This window comes from Streptomyces sp. DT2A-34 (assembly GCF_030499515.1).
Lineage (GTDB): Bacteria > Actinomycetota > Actinomycetes > Streptomycetales > Streptomycetaceae > Streptomyces.
In genome coordinates this window covers 2,759,810-2,776,251 of record NZ_JASTWJ010000001.1, presented here as the reverse complement: position 1 = coordinate 2,776,251, position 16,442 = coordinate 2,759,810, and the positions used below count along the sequence as shown (strand labels likewise).

The window sequence follows — 16,442 nt, the reverse complement described above, 5'->3', positions numbered from 1 at the left end:
CACCGGCAAGGGAGTTACGGTTCGGGAGCGCGGGATTCACACACGCTCGCCGACCGGCCGGAACGCGGCCACCCTACAGTCGCGCCCCCTTCAACCCCATGTGCAGCAACAGCCGGTCCTCCCCGTCGTCCAGGTCCAGGCCCGTGAGCTGTTCGACGCGGGAGAGGCGGTAGTACAGGGTCTGGCGGTGGATGCCGAGTTCGGCGGCCGTGCGGCCGGCCTGGCCCGCGCAGTCCAGGTAGACCTTGGCGGTGCGGGCCAGTTCCTGGTGGGTGGGGGAGAGGAGCGGGGTCAGCGCGGGGTCGTGGAGCGTCTCGGGGGAGAGGGAGGTCAGCAGGCGGTACGGCCCGATGCGCGACCACTCGGCCACCGGTCCGAACCGCGGTTCCGCCAGGGCCGCGCGGGTCGCGGCCGACGCCTCCTGCCATACGGCGCCCAGATCGGCGAGGCCGGAGCGCGGTTCGCCGAGGCCGGCCGCCACCCGTGACCGGCCCGGCGTGGACGGCCGGGACGGCGCCTGGGCCGGGCCTTCCTTCAGCAGCCGGGACGCCGCCGCCAGCGCCGCCGTGCGTACCTCGGGTGAGCGCAGCCGCACCAGCACCGCCAGGCTCTGCCCGGCCGCCCCCCACGGCACCGTGCACAGCGCGGTCGCGTGCGGCACCGTTCGCACGGACGGGGCGTCGTCGGGGTCGGCCGAGGGCCAGGGGGCCACGCAGACCACCGTATGGACGCCGTCCGCGCGTGCGCCCAGGGCCGTGCGCAGCTCGGCGACCGCCATGTCGCCCTGCCAGCCCCGCTCCGCGGTCAGCGCCGCCCGCAGCTCCCGGCTCAGATCCGCCCCGTGCTGCGCCTCGTCCGCGAGCAGTGCGCCGATCCGGGCGGTCACCTCCATCGCCCCCGCGAGCTGGTGCTCGGTGGGCCCCGGATCGTCGTCGAGGAGCCAGACGTAGCCCAGCACCACACCCCTGTGGCGTACCGGGAGGCAAATACGTCCGCGGTACACCCCGGCCTCCGGAGTGGGCGGGATGCGCACCGGGCCGGTCGCTCGCGTGATGCCGAAGCCCTCGAACCAGGTCCGCACCGCCGCCGTGGAGCGGCGCGTCAGGATCGAGCGGGTGCGCACCGGGTCCAGGGCCGATGCGTCGAGTTCGTCCTCGCTGTCGTACGCGCCGAAGGCGATCAGCTCGAAGTCCCGGTTCTCCAGGGTCGCGGGCACGCCCAGCAGCTCCGAGAGCTCGTCGACGAGCTCCTGATAGTCGTCCTTGCGGTCCTTGGATTCCGGCGTCACCCGGGCATTCTCCCGCATTTCCGCGACGCCTTCATACATCTGTCTGAGATCTGTGGCACGGATGCGTGACAGCTGTCGATGGCTGCCGTTCGGAGGGATCCTTAGGTTTCACGGTGGTTCTCCGTGCCGTACCCGGAACATCACTTATCGGGGTGTCGGCCGTCATTCGGCTGTGTTTGTGGAGGTGCCCCGTGCTTGGTCCCTTGATTCTCGCCGCGTCGCGCAGCGACCGGATGCGACGCCTGATCTCGGCGGCTCCGGGGACGAGGCAGGTCGTCGACCGGTTCATCCCCGGCGAGACCGTCGACGAGGTCGTGCCGATCATCCGGGACCTCACCGGCAAGGGCCTGGAGCTGACGATGGACGTCGTCGGCGAGGACATCACCCGCCCCGAACAGGCCGCCGCCGCCCGGGACGCCTATCTGCTGCTCATCGACCGGATCAAGGATCTGGAGCTCGGCGAGCGCGTCGAGATGTCCGTCAAGCTGTCCATGTTCGGGCAGGCCCTCCCGTCGCCCACCACCGCCCTGTTCGAAGGGCCCTCCGGGCCCGCCCCTACATTCCAGGGCGGCCACGAGCTGGCGCTCGCCAACGTCCGCCAGGTCGTCGAGGCCGCCGCCGCCATCGGTACGACGGTCACGCTCGACGCGGAGGACCACACCACCCTCGACTCGATGTTCGCCATCCACGAGGAACTGCGCAGGGACTTCCCGCAGACCGGCTGCGTCATCCAGGCCTACCTGTTCCGCACCGAGGCCGACGCCCGCCGCCTCGCCGCGAACGGCAGCCGCGTACGGCTCGTCAAGGGCGCGTACAAGGAGCCCGCCGAGGTCGCCTACCAGCAGAAACACGAGATCGACAAGGCGTACGTCCGTGTCCTCAAGGTTCTGATGGAGGGCACCGGGTACCCGATGATCGGGTCCCACGACCCCCGCCTGATCTCCGTCGCCCAGGAACTCGCGCGGCGCGCCGGGCGAAAGCTCGACGAGTACGAGTTCCAGATGCTGTACGGCATCCGCAGCGACGAGCACCTGCGGCTGGCCGCCGAGGGCCACCGCATGCGCGTCTACACCGCCTACGGCACGGACTGGTACGGCTACTTCATGCGCAGGCTGGCTGAGAAGCCGGCGAACCTGCGCTTCTTCGTCCGCTCGATGGTCAGCAAGGGGTGATGCGCTGGATGAGCGGCGGCTGTCGGTCCCCGAGAGACGCTCGGAGGCCGACAGCCGCCGCCCCACGGCCGGCTGAGCCGGACCGGTTCCGTGGAAAGGAGTTACGGAACCCGTGACTCCGCCCCCGAGGGGGCTTCTCACGAGCCCGCCGAGGCGAGTTCGTGACGGTCAAGCCCTGACCGCTGCTCACCATACGCAACGGCTTCAGCTCGCCCCGGCTGGAGCCCGGGAATCACTCGGAAGAGGTAACCATGGACGCTGTGACCCAGGTCCCCACCCCCGTCAACGAGCCGGTGCACGGCTACGCCCCCGGCTCGCCCGAGCGTGCCCGGCTGGAGGTCAAGCTCAAGGAGCTGGCCGAGAACCCGATCGACCTGCCCTGCACCATCGGCGGCGAGAAGCGGCTGGGCGGCGGTGAGCGCTTCGACGTCGTGCAGCCGCACAACCACAAGGCCCGCCTCGGCACCTACGGCAACGCCACCCAGCAGGACGCCCAGGACGCCATCGACGCGGCCCTCGCCGCCGCGCCGGCGTGGCGTGCGATGTCGTTCGACGACCGTGCCGCGATCATCCTGCGCGCCGCCGAGCTGCTGTCCGGGCCGTGGCGCGAGACGCTGGCCGCGTCGACGATGCTCGGTCAGTCGAAGACCGCCCAGCAGGCCGAGATCGACACGCCCTGTGAGCTGATCGACTTCTGGCGCTTCAACGTCAAGTACGCCCGTGACCTGCTCGCCGAGCAGCCCCCGGCGAACTCCCCGGGCGTGTGGAACCGCCTCGACCACCGCCCGCTGGAGGGCTTCGTCTACGCGATCACGCCGTTCAACTTCACGGCGATCGCGGGCAACCTGCCGACGGCCCCGGCCCTCATGGGCAACGTCGTCGTCTGGAAGCCGTCCCCGACCCAGACCCACGCCGCCGTGCTGCTCATGCAGCTGCTGGAGGAGGCCGGGCTGCCCAAGGGCGTCATCAACCTCGTCACCGGCGACGGCGTCGAGGTCTCCAAGGTCGCGCTGGAGCACCGCGACCTCGCCGGCATCCACTTCACCGGCTCGACCAAGACCTTCCAGTACCTGTGGAAGACGGTCGGCAACAACATCGAGAAGTACCGCTCCTACCCGCGCATCGTCGGCGAGACCGGCGGCAAGGACTTCGTCGTCGCCCACCCGAGCGCGGACAAGGCGGTCCTGAAGACGGCCCTGACCCGCGGTGCCTTCGAGTACCAGGGCCAGAAGTGCTCGGCGACCTCCCGGGCGTACATCCCGGCGTCGATCTGGAACTCCGGCTTCAAGGAGGAGTTCGCCGCCGAGGTCGACTACATCACCATGGGTGACGTCACCGACCTGTCCAACTTCATCGGCGCCGTCATCGACGAGCGCGCCTTCGCCAAGAACAAGGCCGCGATCGACCGCGCCAAGTCCGACCCGGCCTGCACGATCGTCGCGGGCGGCTCCTACGACGACTCGGTCGGCTACTTCGTGCGCCCGACCGTCGTCGAGTGCACCGACCCGGAGAACGAGGTCTTCACCACCGAGTACTTCGGCCCGTTCCTCGCCGTGCACGTCTACGAGGACGACAAGTACGACGAGATGCTGGACCAGATGGAGTCGGTGTCCGCCTACGCGCTCACCGGCTCGGTCATCTCGGGCGACCGCGCCGCGGCGGCGTACACGATGGAGAAGCTGCGCTACGCGGCCGGCAACTTCTACATCAACGACAAGTCGACCGGCGCCGTCGTCGGCCAGCAGCCCTTCGGCGGCGGCCGCGCCTCCGGCACCAACGACAAGGCCGGCGCCCCGCAGAACCTGATGCGCTGGACGCTGACCCGCGCCATCAAGGAGACGCTGGTCGCGCCGACCGACTACACGTACCCGCACATGGGCTGACACCCCCACACACCTTGGAAGGCCGGGTCCCGAACGGACCCGGCCTTCTCCGGCTGCGGGGGACGGACTACTCGGCGATCTCCGTACGCTCCCACCACTCGTACACCGGCAGCCTGCCCTGCGCGGTGTCCGCGTGCCGTGGAGTCGGCCTGAAGTGCTCGTACCCGCCGCGCAGCCTGATCTTCGCGTCCGGGCCCGGGGACGGGGTCGGCACGATCCGTTCGGGCAGGTCGTCGGGGCCGCCCTCGAGGAACACTTTCGACATGTCGTTCATGGGTTCACCGGTTCCCCTCGGCCGGACCCGGTCTCCCGCGCCCTGCGCAGGATCAGCCGAGTGGGCGATCCCCTCGATACTGGTCGGATGACCACGCCCGCACCCGCCGCCACCCCGCGCACCGTCCACACCGCCGACCTCACCACGGCCGAACTGCGCGCGATCCGCGCCCTGTTGGACGACGCCTTCGACGGCGACTTCTCCGACGAGGACTTCGAGCACGGGCTCGGCGGTATGCACGCCCTGGTCCACGACGACGCCGGGCGGCTCGTCGCGCACGGTTCGGTGATCATGCGGCGGGTGCGGCACCGGGACCGGTGGCTGCGGGTCGGGTACGTCGAGGCGGTGGGCGTACGGCCCGACGCGCGCCGGACGGGGCTCGGGGGCCGGGTGATGGCGGAGCTGGAGCGGGTGATCGACCGGGCGTACGACGCGGGGATGCTGTCCGCGAGCGACGAGGGGGCCGCGCTGTACGCCGCCCGTGGCTGGGAGGTGTGGGGCGGGCGGGTCTGCGCGCTGGGGCCGCAGGGCGTCGTGCGGCTGCCGGACGAGGAGGGGAGCACGTTCGTGCGGCCTGCCCTCGCCGGTCCGCTCGACCCGGCGTTCGAGCTGGTCTTCGACTGGCGGGACGGTGACGTGCTCTGACGGGCCGGAGGTAAAAGCGCAGGTCAGTGGGGTGTGACCCAGTGCACCGTCTCAGATAGTAGGAAGTCCGAGTAATTGTGGAGACAGGCGCGCTGTCCTCCCTTAGTTTTGTAGAAGCCGAACGTCTCGCTCGATCAAGCGAATGGCGGTCGTGAGCCGGGCCCCGTGCAGGCAACCCCTGCGGCACCGCTCCCCGCCCCACCCGGCGTCTCGTAACCCCTGTCTGCACTCCCGGATTCTCGAAGGAGTCGATTTCCCATGGCCGAGACGACCGCCCGCCGTCGAGTCCGTCACCTCTCCCGTACGAGCGAGTCCGACCGCAAGAACGCCGCGGCTGCCCTCCAGCGCGCCCTCGACCGCAGGGACAACGGCGGAGCCACCGGCCATCAGGCGGCCTGACGCCGCACCAGCGCACCAGCGCGGACGCGCAGACGCACACAAGCCGGGAGCCGCACCCGCATGAGGTGCGGCGCGGTATCGCACCCCGCGCCGCACCTCGGGTCCGCTCAGCCGCCTCGCCGCACCTCGAAATGGTCGACGCGCTCGCCGCTCGGCGTCAGCGCCGACACCTTCAGGCGAGGCTTGGCGCCGCTCTCCGCCTCCACCGCGAGGAAGGAGAAGCCCCGGTAGCGCACCCGCGACCACCGCACGCTCTCCGTCCTGGCGTCCCGTGACCTGGTCCACCTGAAGGAGTCGACCGACTCCCGCTCGGTGACATGGCCCTCGTAGCTCTCCTCGACGCCCTTCGGGAAGCCGTACAGGTCCTTGCCGCCGCCGCCCGCCGTGACGTACACGATCCCGTCCCGCGTCGGGTCCGTCGTCGCGCCGATCGGTACCGGCGCGCCGACCTCGCCGTTCAGGATCGCGTCGGTCCGCTCGTACACGTGGTTGTGCCCGTTGATCACCAGGTCGACCTGGTGCTTGGCGAAGAGCGGCACCCACTCGGCGCGAATGCCCCCGTCGGAGGCGTGTGTCGAGGTGGAGTAGGCGCAGTGGTGGAAGTAGACGACGATGAAGTCGACCGAGCGGTCGGCCCGCAACTCGCCGAGCTTGCGGTCCAGCCACTTCGTCTGCCGCCCCTCCGTGTAGCCGAAGTTGGCGGGGATCTCGTACGACACGTCGTTCGCGTCCAGGGCGACCACGCCGACATTGCCGTACGTGAACGAGTACACCCCCGGCGCCGTACGCGGGTCGAAGCCGCTGTCCGGGAGGGAGAATCGGGCGAGTTGGCCGCCGTAGCCGTCCGGCGAGTACCAGGCCTCCATGTCGTGGTTGCCGGTCGTCACCATCCACGGCACCGACTTCGCCACCGACTCCGTCTGCTTGAGGAACACGTCCCACATGCCCGCCTGGAACGCGTCCGAGTCCTTGCCCTTGCCGGTCGGGTTCGCGTAGCAGATGTCCCCGGCGTGCAGATGGAAGGCGGGGTTCTGGCGCAGCAGGGCGCGGTCGTTGTCGGCGGCGTGCATGCCGACGCCCTGGTCGCCGAACGCGGTGAACACGAACCGCTCGGGCGGGGACGCGGGCGCCGTGCGGAAGGAGGCGATCGTGGGCCTGCGCGCGGGGGACGCCGGGTCGAAGCCGTCGTGCCCGACGCCGTAGTAGTACGTCGTGCCCGGCCGCAGGCCGTCCAGGGCCGCGTGCAGGTAGTACTGCTCGACCGCCGCGCTCACCCCCGCCATCTCCGGGGTCTTCAGGTCGCGCAGCTCCGCCTCGATCCTCCGGTCCAGGTCGTCCGGGCGCAGACCGATGCGGACGTACGGCCTGCGCACCGCGGCCGGCACCTGCCAGGAGATCCGCATCTGCGTCTTGGGGTCGGCGCCGAAGGCGAGGTGGCGGCCGAAGGGGGCGACGACGGAGCCGGGCACCTTCGTGGTGGCGGAGGCGGGGGCGGAGGCGGGGGGTTTCGAGGCGGTGGTCGTCCCCGATGTCGAACATCCCGTCAGCAGTCCGCCCGCCAGCGTTCCGCCCGCCACCGCCGAGGCCGTCACCACCGTGCGGCGCCGCACCAGTTTGGTGCGCAGGTACTCGTGCTGTTCGGCCATGCTCATCCGGCGCGCGAGCTGAGGTGGGATGCCGAAGTCGGGAAGGTCCATGGCGGTGAAGTTCCCAGCGAACGCCAACACCTGCCCCACATACGGGTGAACGCCAGTCGAAGGGCTGACGCCCGGCCGCTCGACACTGTCCGTATGGCGGACATGCCGTGTCATCCCATGGGACGAGGAGTAGGGTGCCGACATGTCTCGCAGCCTCAATCTCGCAGTGATTCCCGGTGACGGCATCGGCCAGGAGGTCGTGGCCGAAGGCCTGAAGGTCCTCTCCGCCGTCCTTCCGCAGGATGTGAAGCTGGAGACCAAGGAGTACGACTTCGGCGCCCGGCGCTACCACGCCACCGGTGAGACCCTCACCGACGCCGATGTCGAGGCGCTCAAGAAGCACGACGCCATCCTGCTCGGCGCGATCGGCGACCCCTCGGTCCCGTCCGGCGTCCTGGAGCGCGGTTTCCTGCTCAAGCTCCGCTTCCTCTTCGACCACCACGTCAACCTGCGTCCGTCGAAGCTCCTCCCGGGTGTCGCCACCCCGCTCGCCGGTCAGCCGGAGATCGACTTCATCGTCGTCCGTGAGGGCACCGAGGGCCCGTACACGGGCAACGGCGGCACCATCCGCAAGGGCACCCCGCACGAGGTCGCCACCGAGGTCTCCGTCAACACGGCCTTCGGTGTCGAGCGCGTGGTCCGCGACGCCTTCGCCCGCGCCCAGGCCCGCCCCCGCAAGAAGCTGGCGCTGATCCACAAGAACAACGTGCTGGCCTTCGCGGGCCACCTGTGGACGAACATCTTCAACCAGGTGGCCGAGGAGTTCCCCGACGTCACCACCGAGTACATGCACGTGGACGCGGCGACCATCTACCTGGTCACGCAGCCCGAGCGCTTCGACGTGATCGTCACCGACAACCTCTTCGGCGACATCATCACCGACCTCGCCGCGGCCGTCTCCGGCGGCATCGGCGTCGCCGCGAGCGGGAACATCAACCCGAGCGGCGAGTTCCCGTCCATGTTCGAGCCCGTCCACGGCTCGGCCCCGGACATCGCCGGCCAGGGCAAGGCCGACCCCACCGCCACGGTGCTGTCCGTCGCCCTGCTCCTGCGCCACCTCGGCTACGACGCCGAGGCCGCCCGCATCGACGAGGCCGTCTCCGCCGACCTCGCGGAGCGCACCGGCAAGCCCGCCCGCTCCACGTCGGAGATCGGCGACGCGCTGGCCGTACGAGTAGCCGGCTGACGCCCGTCGCGCCACTCGAATACCTTCGAAGCCGCCGGGTCACTCCGCACCCGGCGGCTTCCCCATGTCCGCCGCCGGGTGTCACCATCATCCCCGGATTGCGATTCACGCCGATCAAGCCGATCAGGCCGATTTCTTCCACGGCTCCCGCTTGCGATAATCGAACGCGGAGCCGCGGATCGACGGAATGCTCGGACGTCCTAGCACTGGCCACTGGCAGTACTGGCGTGAGCGCGGCCCGCCACAACCAACCGGTGAAGGACATCTACTCATGACGACGCCCACGATCGAGCTCAAGCCGTCCGCCGGCCCCCTCGCCACCGCGGACCGCGAGGCGATACTGGCCAACCCCGGCTTCGGCCGCCACTTCACCGACCACATGGTGACGATCAAGTGGACCGAGGGCCGCGGCTGGCACGACGGCCAGCTCGTGCCGTACGCGCCGATCTCCCTCGACCCGGCCACGATGGTCCTGCACTACGCGCAGGAGATCTTCGAGGGCCTCAAGGCGTACCGCCAGCCCGACGGGTCCGTCGCCAGCTTCCGTCCGGAGAAGAACGCCAAGCGCTTCCAGGCCTCCGCCCGCCGGCTCGGCATGCCGGAGCTGCCGGTGGAGACCTTCATCGAGGCGTGCGACGTGCTGGTGGGCCAGGACCAGGCCTGGGTCCCGGCGCACGGTGGCGAGGAGTCCCTCTACCTGCGCCCGTTCATGTTCGCGACCGAGGTCGGGCTGGGTGTGAAGCCCGCGAGCGAGTACCTCTTCATCGTCATCGCATCCCCGGCCGGCGCCTACTTCCCGGGCGGCGTCAAGCCGGTGTCCATCTGGGTCTCCGAGGACCACGTCCGCGCCGTGCCGGGCGGCATGGGCGACGCGAAGACGGGCGGCAACTACGCCGCCTCCCTGCTGGCCCAGGCCGAGGCCGCCGCCGAGGGCTGCGCCCAGGTCTGCTACCTCGACGCGGTCGAGCGCAAGTGGGTCGAGGAACTCGGCGGCATGAACCTGTACTTCGTGTACGGCGACAAGATCATCACCCCGTCCCTCACCGGCTCCATCCTGGAGGGAGTCACCCGTGACTCCCTTCTCACGGTCGCCCGTGACCTCGGCTACGAGGCCGAGGAGGGCCGCGTCTCCGTCGACCAGTGGCAGCGCGACTCCGAGAACGGCACCCTCACCGAGGTCTTCGCCTGCGGTACGGCGGCGGTCATCACGCCGGTCGGCACCGTGAAGCGCACGGGTGCGCAGTGGCAGCAGAGCGGCGGCGAGCCCGGCGAGGTCACGCTGAAGCTGCGCGAGGCGCTCCTCGACATCCAGCGGGGCACTGCCGCGGACCAGCACGGGTGGATGCACAAGCTGGGCTGACCCGTCGCTCGGCGTCGAGGCCGGGGTCGCTGGGGGCTGCCGCCCCCAGACCCCCGCTTCGGCCCTGAACGGGCCTTGTCCTCAAACGCCGGACGGGCTGGTGTCGCCGACCGGCACCGAGTTGTCGGCCTCGGCTTCCGCCTTCACGGAGCCCGGGGCCGACAGCGCGTACGCCAAGCCCCCCACCAGCCCCGACAGCAGGAAGCTGCAGTCCACCCCGCCCGTCAGGCTCAGCAGCGGCCCCTCGTACGACGGCAGCGCGACCGCGAGCAGACCGACCACCGCGCCCAGCGCCCACGCCACCGTCGCCTGGATGTTCCAGCCGGCCCGGTACCAGTAGATCCCGCCCCGCGCCCGGCGGTTGAAGACCTGGAGGGCCTCCGCGTCGTACACGCCACGGCACCGCGCGAAGCCGATCAGGGTGATGACCGCCCACGGGGTGCCGATCGCGGTCAGCAGCAGGACGAACGACGTCATCGCGTCCTGTGCCGTCGAGGCGTAGTGGCCGATGAAGACGCAGGCCGTGGCGACGACCGCGACCGCGTAGGTGGCCTGGGCGCGGGAGGCGCGCGGCAGGATGGCGTCCAGGTCGAGGCCCATGGAGTAGAGCATCAGGCCCGCGTTGCCGACCGAGCCGGCGGTGGCGGCCAGGAGCAGCGGGATCAGGTACCAGGTGGGGGAGGCGTCGACCAGGGGACCCGCGTAGTCGAGGGCCGCTCGCGCCGCGTACGCCGTGAAGGTGCCGAACAGCTGCGGGAGCAGCAGGCCCAGGATCAGGCCGAGCCACGTCGCGTGCAGGACCCGGCGTGAGGAGTGGCGGGCCGGGGAGATGTAGCGGGTGTAGTCGCCGAGGAGCGTGATGAAGGCGATCGGGCCGGACAGCCCCGCCGCCACCGTCGCCAGCAGCCATGTCGGCCAGAAGCCGCCCAGCAGATAGCCGCCCGCCTCCGGCAGCGCGTCGGTCGTGAAGTGCGGGGCGTAGGCGATCGCGCCGAGGGCCAGCAGGGCCGTCATGCCGATCGCGAGGACGCGGGACATGGCGAGCAGCACCCGGTAGCCGTACACCGCGCCCGCGACGGTCGCCGCGGCCAGCAGCCCGTACACCACGCCGTACGACACCCCGCTCGCCGGCAGCCCGACGAGCCGGCCCAGGACGCCCACCATCACATCGCCGCCGATCCACACGGTCAGGGCGGTGTAGCCGAGGGCGAGCAGGAGCCCGACCACGGAGCCGACCAGGCGGCCGCGCACTCCGAACTGGGCGCCGGGGGAGGTGGACAGGTTCGTCGCCGTGCGCAGGGAGATCAGGGCCAGCGGTGCGGTGAGGGCCGTGCCGACGAGGGTGCCGACCACGATCGAGGTGACCGACGCCCACCAGTCCAGGCCGAACGACGGCGGCAGCCAGCCGAACACGATCACCCCCAGGCAGAGGTTCGAGCCCAGCAGGATCGAGACGAGGTCCCGTGGGCCGCTCGTGCGTTCCTCGTCGGGGATGGTGTCGACTCCGCGCTGTTCCATCGGCATGCTGATCTCCCTCGGTTTGAGTGACGTTCAATGTGAGGTGCCCGAGGTTTGCTGTCAACCTTTCCGGACGGGGAAATCAATGATTAGAGTGATGCTCTAAAGTCGAGTCAGGCAAGGAGGTGCCGCGTTGTGAGACTGACCCCCACGGAACGTGACCGGCTGTTGCTCTTCGGGGCCGCCGAACTGGCCCGGGCACGCAAGGCCCGCGGGCTGAGGCTGAACGTGCCGGAGGCGACCGCGCTCGTCGCGGACACCGTGTGCGAGGCCGCCCGCGACGGGGCCCGGCTCGCCGAGGCGATCGAGCGTGCCCGGTCCGTGCTCGGGCCGGACGACGTGCTGCCGGGTGTCGCGGACGTCGTCACCGAGGTGCATGTCGAGGCCGTCTTCGACGACGGCTCGCGGCTCGCGGTCGTCTCCGACCCCATCGGGAGCGGGCTCGGTCCGGGGGCTCCCGGCGCGCTGCTGCCGGGGCCCGGGCACGCCGAGCCCGAGGCGGCCGTACGGCTGACGGTCACCAACACAGCCACCGTGCCCGTCTCCGTGACCTCCCACTTCCACTTCTTCGAGGCCAATCCGAGGCTCGACTTCGACCGCGCGACGGCCTACGGCATGCGGCTCGCCGTGCCCGCCGGGTCCTCGGCGCGCTTCGGGCCCGGGGAGAGCGTCGAGGTCGGGCTCGTGCCGATCGGGGGTGACCGGATCGCCATCGGGTTCGCCGGTCTTGTCGACGGGGCGCTGGACGCGCCGGGGGCGAAGGAAGAGGCCCTGCGCAGGGCCGCCGCCTGCGGATATCTGGGAGCAGACCGATGAGCATCGATCCTTACGCGTACGCCGCCACCCACGGCCCCCGCGCCGGCGACCGCATCCGCCTCGGCGACTCCGGGCTGGCGATCAGGGTCGAGGCCGACTCGCAGCGCTACGGCGACGAGTTCCTCGCCGGGTTCGGCAAGACCGCCCGCGACGGGCTGCACCTCAAGGCCGCCGCCGTCCGGGACACCTGTGACGTCGTCATCAGCAACGTGGTGGTGATCGACGCGGCGCTGGGGATCCGGAAGGTCTCCATCGGGATCAGACAGGGGCGGATCTGCTCGATCGGGCGGGCCGGGAATCCCGACACCCTCGACGGGGTCGACGTCGTGGTCGGGACCGGGACGTCGATCGTGTCCGGCGAGGGGCTCATCGCCACCGCCGGGGCCGTCGACACCCATGTGCACCTGCTGTCGCCGCGCGTCATGGAGGCCTCGCTCGCCTCCGGGGTGACCACGATCATCGGGCAGGAGTTCGGGCCGGTGTGGGGCGTCGGGGTCAACTCGCCGTGGGCGCTGCGGCACGCGTTCAACGCCTTCGACGCCTGGCCGGTCAACATCGGGTTTCTGGGCCGGGGTTCGTCGTCCGACTCCGCCCCGCTGATCGAGGCGCTGGCCGAGGGCGGGGCGTCCGGCTTCAAGGTGCACGAGGACATGGGCGCCCACACCCGGGCGCTGGACACGGCGCTGCGTGTCGCCGAGGAGCACGACGTCCAAGTCGCCCTGCACAGCGACGGGTTGAACGAGTGCCTGTCGGTCGAGGACACGTTGAAGGTGCTGGAGGGCCGGACCATCCACGCCTTCCACATCGAGGGCTGCGGCGGCGGACACGTCCCGAACGTGCTGAAGATGGCCGGCGTCCCCAACGTCATCGGCTCCTCCACCAACCCCACCCTGCCCTTCGGGCGGGACGCGGTCGCCGAGCACTACGGCATGATCGTCTCGGTACATGACCTGAAGACCGACCTGCCCGGCGACGCCGCCATGGCCCGCGACCGCATCCGCGCCGGGACGATGGGCGCCGAGGACGTGCTGCACGACCTGGGCGCGATCGGCATCACCTCGTCGGACGCGCAGGGCATGGGCCGGGCCGGCGAGACGGTCCGCCGCACCTTCGCCATGGCAGGGAAGATGAAGGCCGAGTTCGGCGCCCCGGACGACGGCCACGACAACGAGCGCGTCCTGCGCTACATGGCCAAGCTGACCATCAACCCGGCCATCGCCCACGGCCTCGCGCACGAGGTCGGCTCCATCGAGGTCGGCAAGCTCGCCGACATCGTGCTGTGGCGGCCGGAGTACTTCGGCGCCAAGCCGCAGCTGGTGCTGAAGTCCGGCTTCCCGGCGTACGGCGTGGTCGGCGACCCCAACGCCGCCACCGACACCTGCGAACCCCTCGTCCTCGGGCCGCAGTTCGGGGCGTACGGCGCCACCCCCGCCGACATCTCCGTCGCCTTCGTCGCCCAGGCCGCCGTCGACCAGGGAGGCGACAGCATGCCCACCCGGCGCCGCAGGGTCGCCGTGCGCGGCACGCGCGGCATCGGACCGGCCGACCTGCGCCTCAACTCCCGTACCGGAGCCGTCGACGTCGACCAGCGCACCGGTCTGGTCACCCTCGACGGGGAGCCGCTGCGCTCCGAGCCGGCCGAATCCGTCTCCCTCAACCGCCTGTACTTCCTGTGACGTTCAGACAAGGACCCGCTATGACCACCCCCGCCGCCGACGGCTTCCGCATGCCCGCAGAGTGGACTTCGCACGAGCGCACCTGGATGGCGTGGCCGGGCCCGAACCCGACCTTCGACGCTCCCGAGGGCCTCGCCGACGCACACCTCGCCTGGGCCTCGGTCGCCCGTGCGGTCCGCCGCTTCGAGCCGGTGACGGTGGTGTGCGGGCCGGGGCAGGCGAGGGAGGCCGCCGCTCTCCTGGGCCCGGACATCGACACCGTCGAGCGGGAGCTGGACGACGCGTGGATGCGCGACATCGGGCCGACCTTCCTGACCAACGGAAAGGGGGAACTCGCCGCCGTGGACTGGACGTTCAACGGCTGGGGCGCGCAGGACTGGGCCCGCTGGGAACACGACGCGAAGATCGCCGCGTATGTCTCCGACCTCGCCGGGTCGACAAGGACGTACGCCTCGAAGCTCGTGAACGAAGGCGGTGCGATCCATGTGGACGGCGAGGGCACCGTCCTGCTCACGGAAACGGTCCAGCTCGGCCCGGAGCGGAACCCCGACTGGACCCGGGAGCAGGTCGAAGCCGAGATCCACGCGATGCTCGGCACCCGCAAGGCGATCTGGCTGCCGCGCGGCCTGACCGGCGACTACCCGCCGTACGGCTTCGGCACCCTCGGCCATGTCGACATCGTGGCCGCCTTCGCCCGCCCCGGTGTGGTCGTCGCCCATGTGCAGCCGGACCCGGCGCATCCCGACCACGAGGTGACGAAGGAGGTCGTCGGGCTGCTGAAGACGCAGACGGACGCGCGGGGCCGCAGCCTGGAGGTCGTCGAGGTCCCGGCGCCCACCGTCCTGGAGGCCGACGGCCACTGGGCCGACTACTCCTACATCAACCACTACCTCTGCAACGGCGGCGTGGTCCTGTGCGGCTTCGACGACCCGCGCGACGAACTCGCGGCCGGAATCTTCCGCCGGCTGTTCCCGGAGCGGACGGTGACGCTCGTCGACGCCCGGACGATCTTCGCGGGCGGGGGCGGTATCCACTGCGTCACCCAGCAGCAGCCGAAGGCCGTGGTCCGGTAGAACGTACGGGTGAACGTACTGCTCTGCGCCACCTGCGGAACCCGGCTGACCGAGCCGGTCCGGCGGCTCGACGAGATGCCCCCGTATCCCGGCGGGGACGGGCTGCCGGACCTGGACGACCCGCGGCCCGGCCCGCCGAGCGTCCCGCGCGGTACGTACGCCGTCGATCCGCACCCCTTCGGGGCGCCGTACGTACCGTACGACGGGCCCGCGGGCGAGTACGCCGGGGTCTCCCCGGGCGGCGTGTGGATGTCCGACGCGCGGGGACTGCTGCTCTCCGCGGGGCCACGCGGCACCTACGTCGTGCACCCGCTCGATGCCGTCGGCCTCGCACCCCACACCGACGGCGCCCGCCTCGTCGGATGCTGCGGCCCGAGCGGCACCCGAGGGGTCAACCACGTGTGCGCCTGCGGGGCCGAGGTCGCCATCGTGGCCGCCGACTGCTGCATCCCCCGCGAGACCCGGTTCGTCCCGGACGCCGTCCGTGTGGAGGCCGCCGCGTGACCACCCGCCGCCGTACCCCCGCCCCGCCCCGCGAGGACGTCCTCGTCGCCGCCATGGAGATGATCGCCGAGCGCGGTCTGGAGAAGCTCACCATGGCGGCGCTCGGCCGTGAGGTCGGGATGAGCAGCGGCCATCTCCTCTACTACTTCCACTCCAAGGACGAACTGCTGCTCCAGACCCTGGAGTGGAGCGAGGGCCGGCTGGGCGCCGAGCGGGGCCGGCTGCTGACACGGGCGTCCGCGACGGCCCGGGAGCGGCTCGACGCGTACGTCGACCTGTATGTCCCCGACGCTCACCGCGATCCGCACTGGACGCTGTGGCTGGAGGTCTGGAACCGCTCGCAGAACGCCGACGACGACGCCCGCGACCGCCAGGCCGCGATCGAGGGCGCCTGGCACCGCGATCTGGTCGCGCTGCTGGCGGAGGGCGTGTCGCGGGGTGAGTTCCGGGCGGTCGACCCGGACCGCTTCGCCGCCCGGCTGCGGGCGCTGCTCGACGGGTTCTCCATCCATGTGGCGATCGGGCTGCGGGGGACCGATCGTGGCCAGGTCCTGTCGCACGTACGGGAGTTCCTCGACGAGTCACTGGGGCGGTCGGGGCTCGCGGACGCATGACCGGCCGTCCGGGTTGTACGTAAACGAGCGCATTGACCCGTGCCGCGTGATGCGCTTGCATCCCTGTGGGCCCTCGGCGCGGGGGCGAGGGAACGACAAGGTTTCGGGGGGAACCATGTCCACAGGCGCGCGTGTCCGCAGAGTGCCGTTCGCCCCGCGCGGGGTCTCCTCGGGCGCGGCCCTGACCGCCGCCCTGCCTGACCGCCCTGCCCTGACCGCCCTGCCGACGGCCGCCGCCGACGCCGGCGGACGCCATGTCCTGCCGTCCGACAGCAACGGGGCGTCGGACGTGTTCATCGACCACATCCACTGACCGACCACCAGCACCACACCAGGG

The 16,442-nt window shown here is 71.1% G+C and carries 16 protein-coding genes; 12 read left to right on the top strand and 4 right to left on the bottom strand.

The window, feature by feature from the left end; genetic code table 11:
• Positions 1–73: 73 nt before the first annotated feature.
• Positions 74–1,306 (bottom strand): CdaR family transcriptional regulator, encoded by a 1,233-nt coding sequence (locus QQM39_RS12010; protein ID WP_301996679.1) that lies wholly within the window; start codon positions 1,304–1,306, stop codon positions 74–76.
• A 173-nt stretch (positions 1,307–1,479) separates the two neighbouring features.
• On the opposite strand from QQM39_RS12010, the gene QQM39_RS12005 reads away from it, so the two are divergent.
• Positions 1,480–2,460: a proline dehydrogenase family protein gene (locus QQM39_RS12005; RefSeq protein WP_301996678.1), complete on the top strand. Its 981-nt coding sequence runs from the start codon at positions 1,480–1,482 to the stop codon at positions 2,458–2,460.
• A 251-nt stretch (positions 2,461–2,711) separates the two neighbouring features.
• Entirely contained in the window at positions 2,712–4,343 is a 1,632-nt protein-coding gene (pruA, locus tag QQM39_RS12000) for an L-glutamate gamma-semialdehyde dehydrogenase (protein ID WP_301996677.1), read from the top strand.
• Positions 4,344–4,410: 67 nt separating this feature from the next.
• Here pruA and QQM39_RS11995 read toward each other — a convergent pair whose 3' ends face one another.
• On the bottom strand, positions 4,411–4,617 hold the full coding sequence (locus tag QQM39_RS11995) for a DUF5988 family protein (RefSeq protein WP_301996676.1): 207 nt from the start codon (positions 4,615–4,617) through the stop codon (positions 4,411–4,413).
• A gap of 87 nt (positions 4,618–4,704) precedes the next feature.
• Here QQM39_RS11995 and QQM39_RS11990 point away from each other — a divergent pair, with 87 nt between their 5' ends.
• Both QQM39_RS11990 and QQM39_RS11985 read left to right on the top strand, forming a co-directional pair.
• A complete protein-coding gene (locus tag QQM39_RS11990) occupies positions 4,705–5,262 on the top strand; it encodes a GNAT family N-acetyltransferase (protein WP_301996675.1) in 558 nt (185 codons plus the stop codon).
• Positions 5,263–5,520: 258 nt separating this feature from the next.
• Positions 5,521–5,661 carry a hypothetical protein gene (locus tag QQM39_RS11985; protein WP_107083653.1) on the top strand — a complete coding sequence of 47 codons (141 nt, stop codon included), beginning with the start codon at positions 5,521–5,523 and terminating at the stop codon, positions 5,659–5,661.
• Positions 5,662–5,768: 107 nt separating this feature from the next.
• Here the strand turns inward: QQM39_RS11985 and QQM39_RS11980 are convergent, their stop codons facing one another.
• Positions 5,769–7,358, bottom strand: a complete 1,590-nt coding sequence (locus tag QQM39_RS11980) for a metallophosphoesterase family protein (protein ID WP_301996674.1) — start codon at positions 7,356–7,358, stop codon at positions 5,769–5,771.
• A 142-nt stretch (positions 7,359–7,500) separates the two neighbouring features.
• On the opposite strand from QQM39_RS11980, the gene QQM39_RS11975 reads away from it, so the two are divergent.
• On the top strand, positions 7,501–8,544 hold the full coding sequence (locus tag QQM39_RS11975; protein WP_301996673.1) for a 3-isopropylmalate dehydrogenase: 1,044 nt from the start codon (positions 7,501–7,503) through the stop codon (positions 8,542–8,544).
• Positions 8,545–8,815: 271 nt separating this feature from the next.
• On the top strand, positions 8,816–9,904 hold the full coding sequence (locus QQM39_RS11970) for a branched-chain amino acid aminotransferase (protein ID WP_301996672.1): 1,089 nt from the start codon (positions 8,816–8,818) through the stop codon (positions 9,902–9,904).
• Positions 9,905–9,985: 81 nt separating this feature from the next.
• On the opposite strand, the gene QQM39_RS11965 is transcribed toward QQM39_RS11970, so the two are convergent.
• Positions 9,986–11,428 carry a cytosine permease gene (locus QQM39_RS11965; RefSeq protein ID WP_301996671.1) on the bottom strand — a complete coding sequence of 481 codons (1,443 nt, stop codon included), beginning with the start codon at positions 11,426–11,428 and terminating at the stop codon, positions 9,986–9,988.
• 129 nt (positions 11,429–11,557) lie between these two features.
• Between QQM39_RS11965 and ureA the strand changes: the two genes are divergently transcribed.
• The 6 genes from ureA (at position 11,558) to QQM39_RS11935 (ending at position 16,418) form a co-directional block, all read left to right on the top strand.
• Positions 11,558–12,238 carry an urease subunit gamma gene (ureA, locus tag QQM39_RS11960; RefSeq protein ID WP_301996670.1) on the top strand — a complete coding sequence of 227 codons (681 nt, stop codon included), beginning with the start codon at positions 11,558–11,560 and terminating at the stop codon, positions 12,236–12,238.
• Positions 12,235–13,914 (top strand): urease subunit alpha, encoded by a 1,680-nt coding sequence (locus tag QQM39_RS11955; RefSeq protein WP_301996669.1) that lies wholly within the window; start codon positions 12,235–12,237, stop codon positions 13,912–13,914. The genes ureA and QQM39_RS11955 overlap by 4 nt, the downstream gene beginning before the upstream one ends.
• Before the next feature lie 20 nt (positions 13,915–13,934).
• A complete protein-coding gene (locus QQM39_RS11950; RefSeq protein WP_301996668.1) occupies positions 13,935–14,987 on the top strand; it encodes an agmatine/peptidylarginine deiminase in 1,053 nt (350 codons plus the stop codon).
• A 9-nt stretch (positions 14,988–14,996) separates the two neighbouring features.
• On the top strand, positions 14,997–15,491 hold the full coding sequence (locus QQM39_RS11945) for a hypothetical protein (RefSeq protein ID WP_301996667.1): 495 nt from the start codon (positions 14,997–14,999) through the stop codon (positions 15,489–15,491).
• Between the two features lie 53 nt (positions 15,492–15,544).
• On the top strand, positions 15,545–16,105 hold the full coding sequence (locus QQM39_RS11940; protein ID WP_302003553.1) for a TetR/AcrR family transcriptional regulator: 561 nt from the start codon (positions 15,545–15,547) through the stop codon (positions 16,103–16,105).
• Between the two features lie 115 nt (positions 16,106–16,220).
• On the top strand, positions 16,221–16,418 hold the full coding sequence (locus QQM39_RS11935) for a hypothetical protein (protein ID WP_301996666.1): 198 nt from the start codon (positions 16,221–16,223) through the stop codon (positions 16,416–16,418).
• Positions 16,419–16,442: the final 24 nt, after the last annotated feature.

What these genes read in the sequence shown, in the direction of transcription:
- QQM39_RS12010 (WP_301996679.1), bottom strand. Translation starts at nt 1,306, where the DNA reads ATGCGGGAGAATGCCCGGGTGACGCCGGAATCCAAGGACCGCAAGGAC.
- pruA (WP_301996677.1), top strand. Translation starts at nt 2,712, where the DNA reads ATGGACGCTGTGACCCAGGTCCCCACCCCCGTCAACGAGCCGGTGCAC.
- QQM39_RS11995 (WP_301996676.1), bottom strand. Translation starts at nt 4,617, where the DNA reads ATGAACGACATGTCGAAAGTGTTCCTCGAGGGCGGCCCCGACGACCTG.
- QQM39_RS11990 (WP_301996675.1), top strand. Translation starts at nt 4,705, where the DNA reads ATGACCACGCCCGCACCCGCCGCCACCCCGCGCACCGTCCACACCGCC.
- QQM39_RS11985 (WP_107083653.1), top strand. Translation starts at nt 5,521, where the DNA reads ATGGCCGAGACGACCGCCCGCCGTCGAGTCCGTCACCTCTCCCGTACG.
- QQM39_RS11980 (WP_301996674.1), bottom strand. Translation starts at nt 7,358, where the DNA reads ATGGACCTTCCCGACTTCGGCATCCCACCTCAGCTCGCGCGCCGGATG.
- QQM39_RS11975 (WP_301996673.1), top strand. Translation starts at nt 7,501, where the DNA reads ATGTCTCGCAGCCTCAATCTCGCAGTGATTCCCGGTGACGGCATCGGC.
- QQM39_RS11970 (WP_301996672.1), top strand. Translation starts at nt 8,816, where the DNA reads ATGACGACGCCCACGATCGAGCTCAAGCCGTCCGCCGGCCCCCTCGCC.
- QQM39_RS11965 (WP_301996671.1), bottom strand. Translation starts at nt 11,428, where the DNA reads ATGCCGATGGAACAGCGCGGAGTCGACACCATCCCCGACGAGGAACGC.
- QQM39_RS11955 (WP_301996669.1), top strand. Translation starts at nt 12,235, where the DNA reads ATGAGCATCGATCCTTACGCGTACGCCGCCACCCACGGCCCCCGCGCC.
- QQM39_RS11950 (WP_301996668.1), top strand. Translation starts at nt 13,935, where the DNA reads ATGACCACCCCCGCCGCCGACGGCTTCCGCATGCCCGCAGAGTGGACT.
- QQM39_RS11940 (WP_302003553.1), top strand. Translation starts at nt 15,545, where the DNA reads ATGGAGATGATCGCCGAGCGCGGTCTGGAGAAGCTCACCATGGCGGCG.
- QQM39_RS11935 (WP_301996666.1), top strand. Translation starts at nt 16,221, where the DNA reads ATGTCCACAGGCGCGCGTGTCCGCAGAGTGCCGTTCGCCCCGCGCGGG.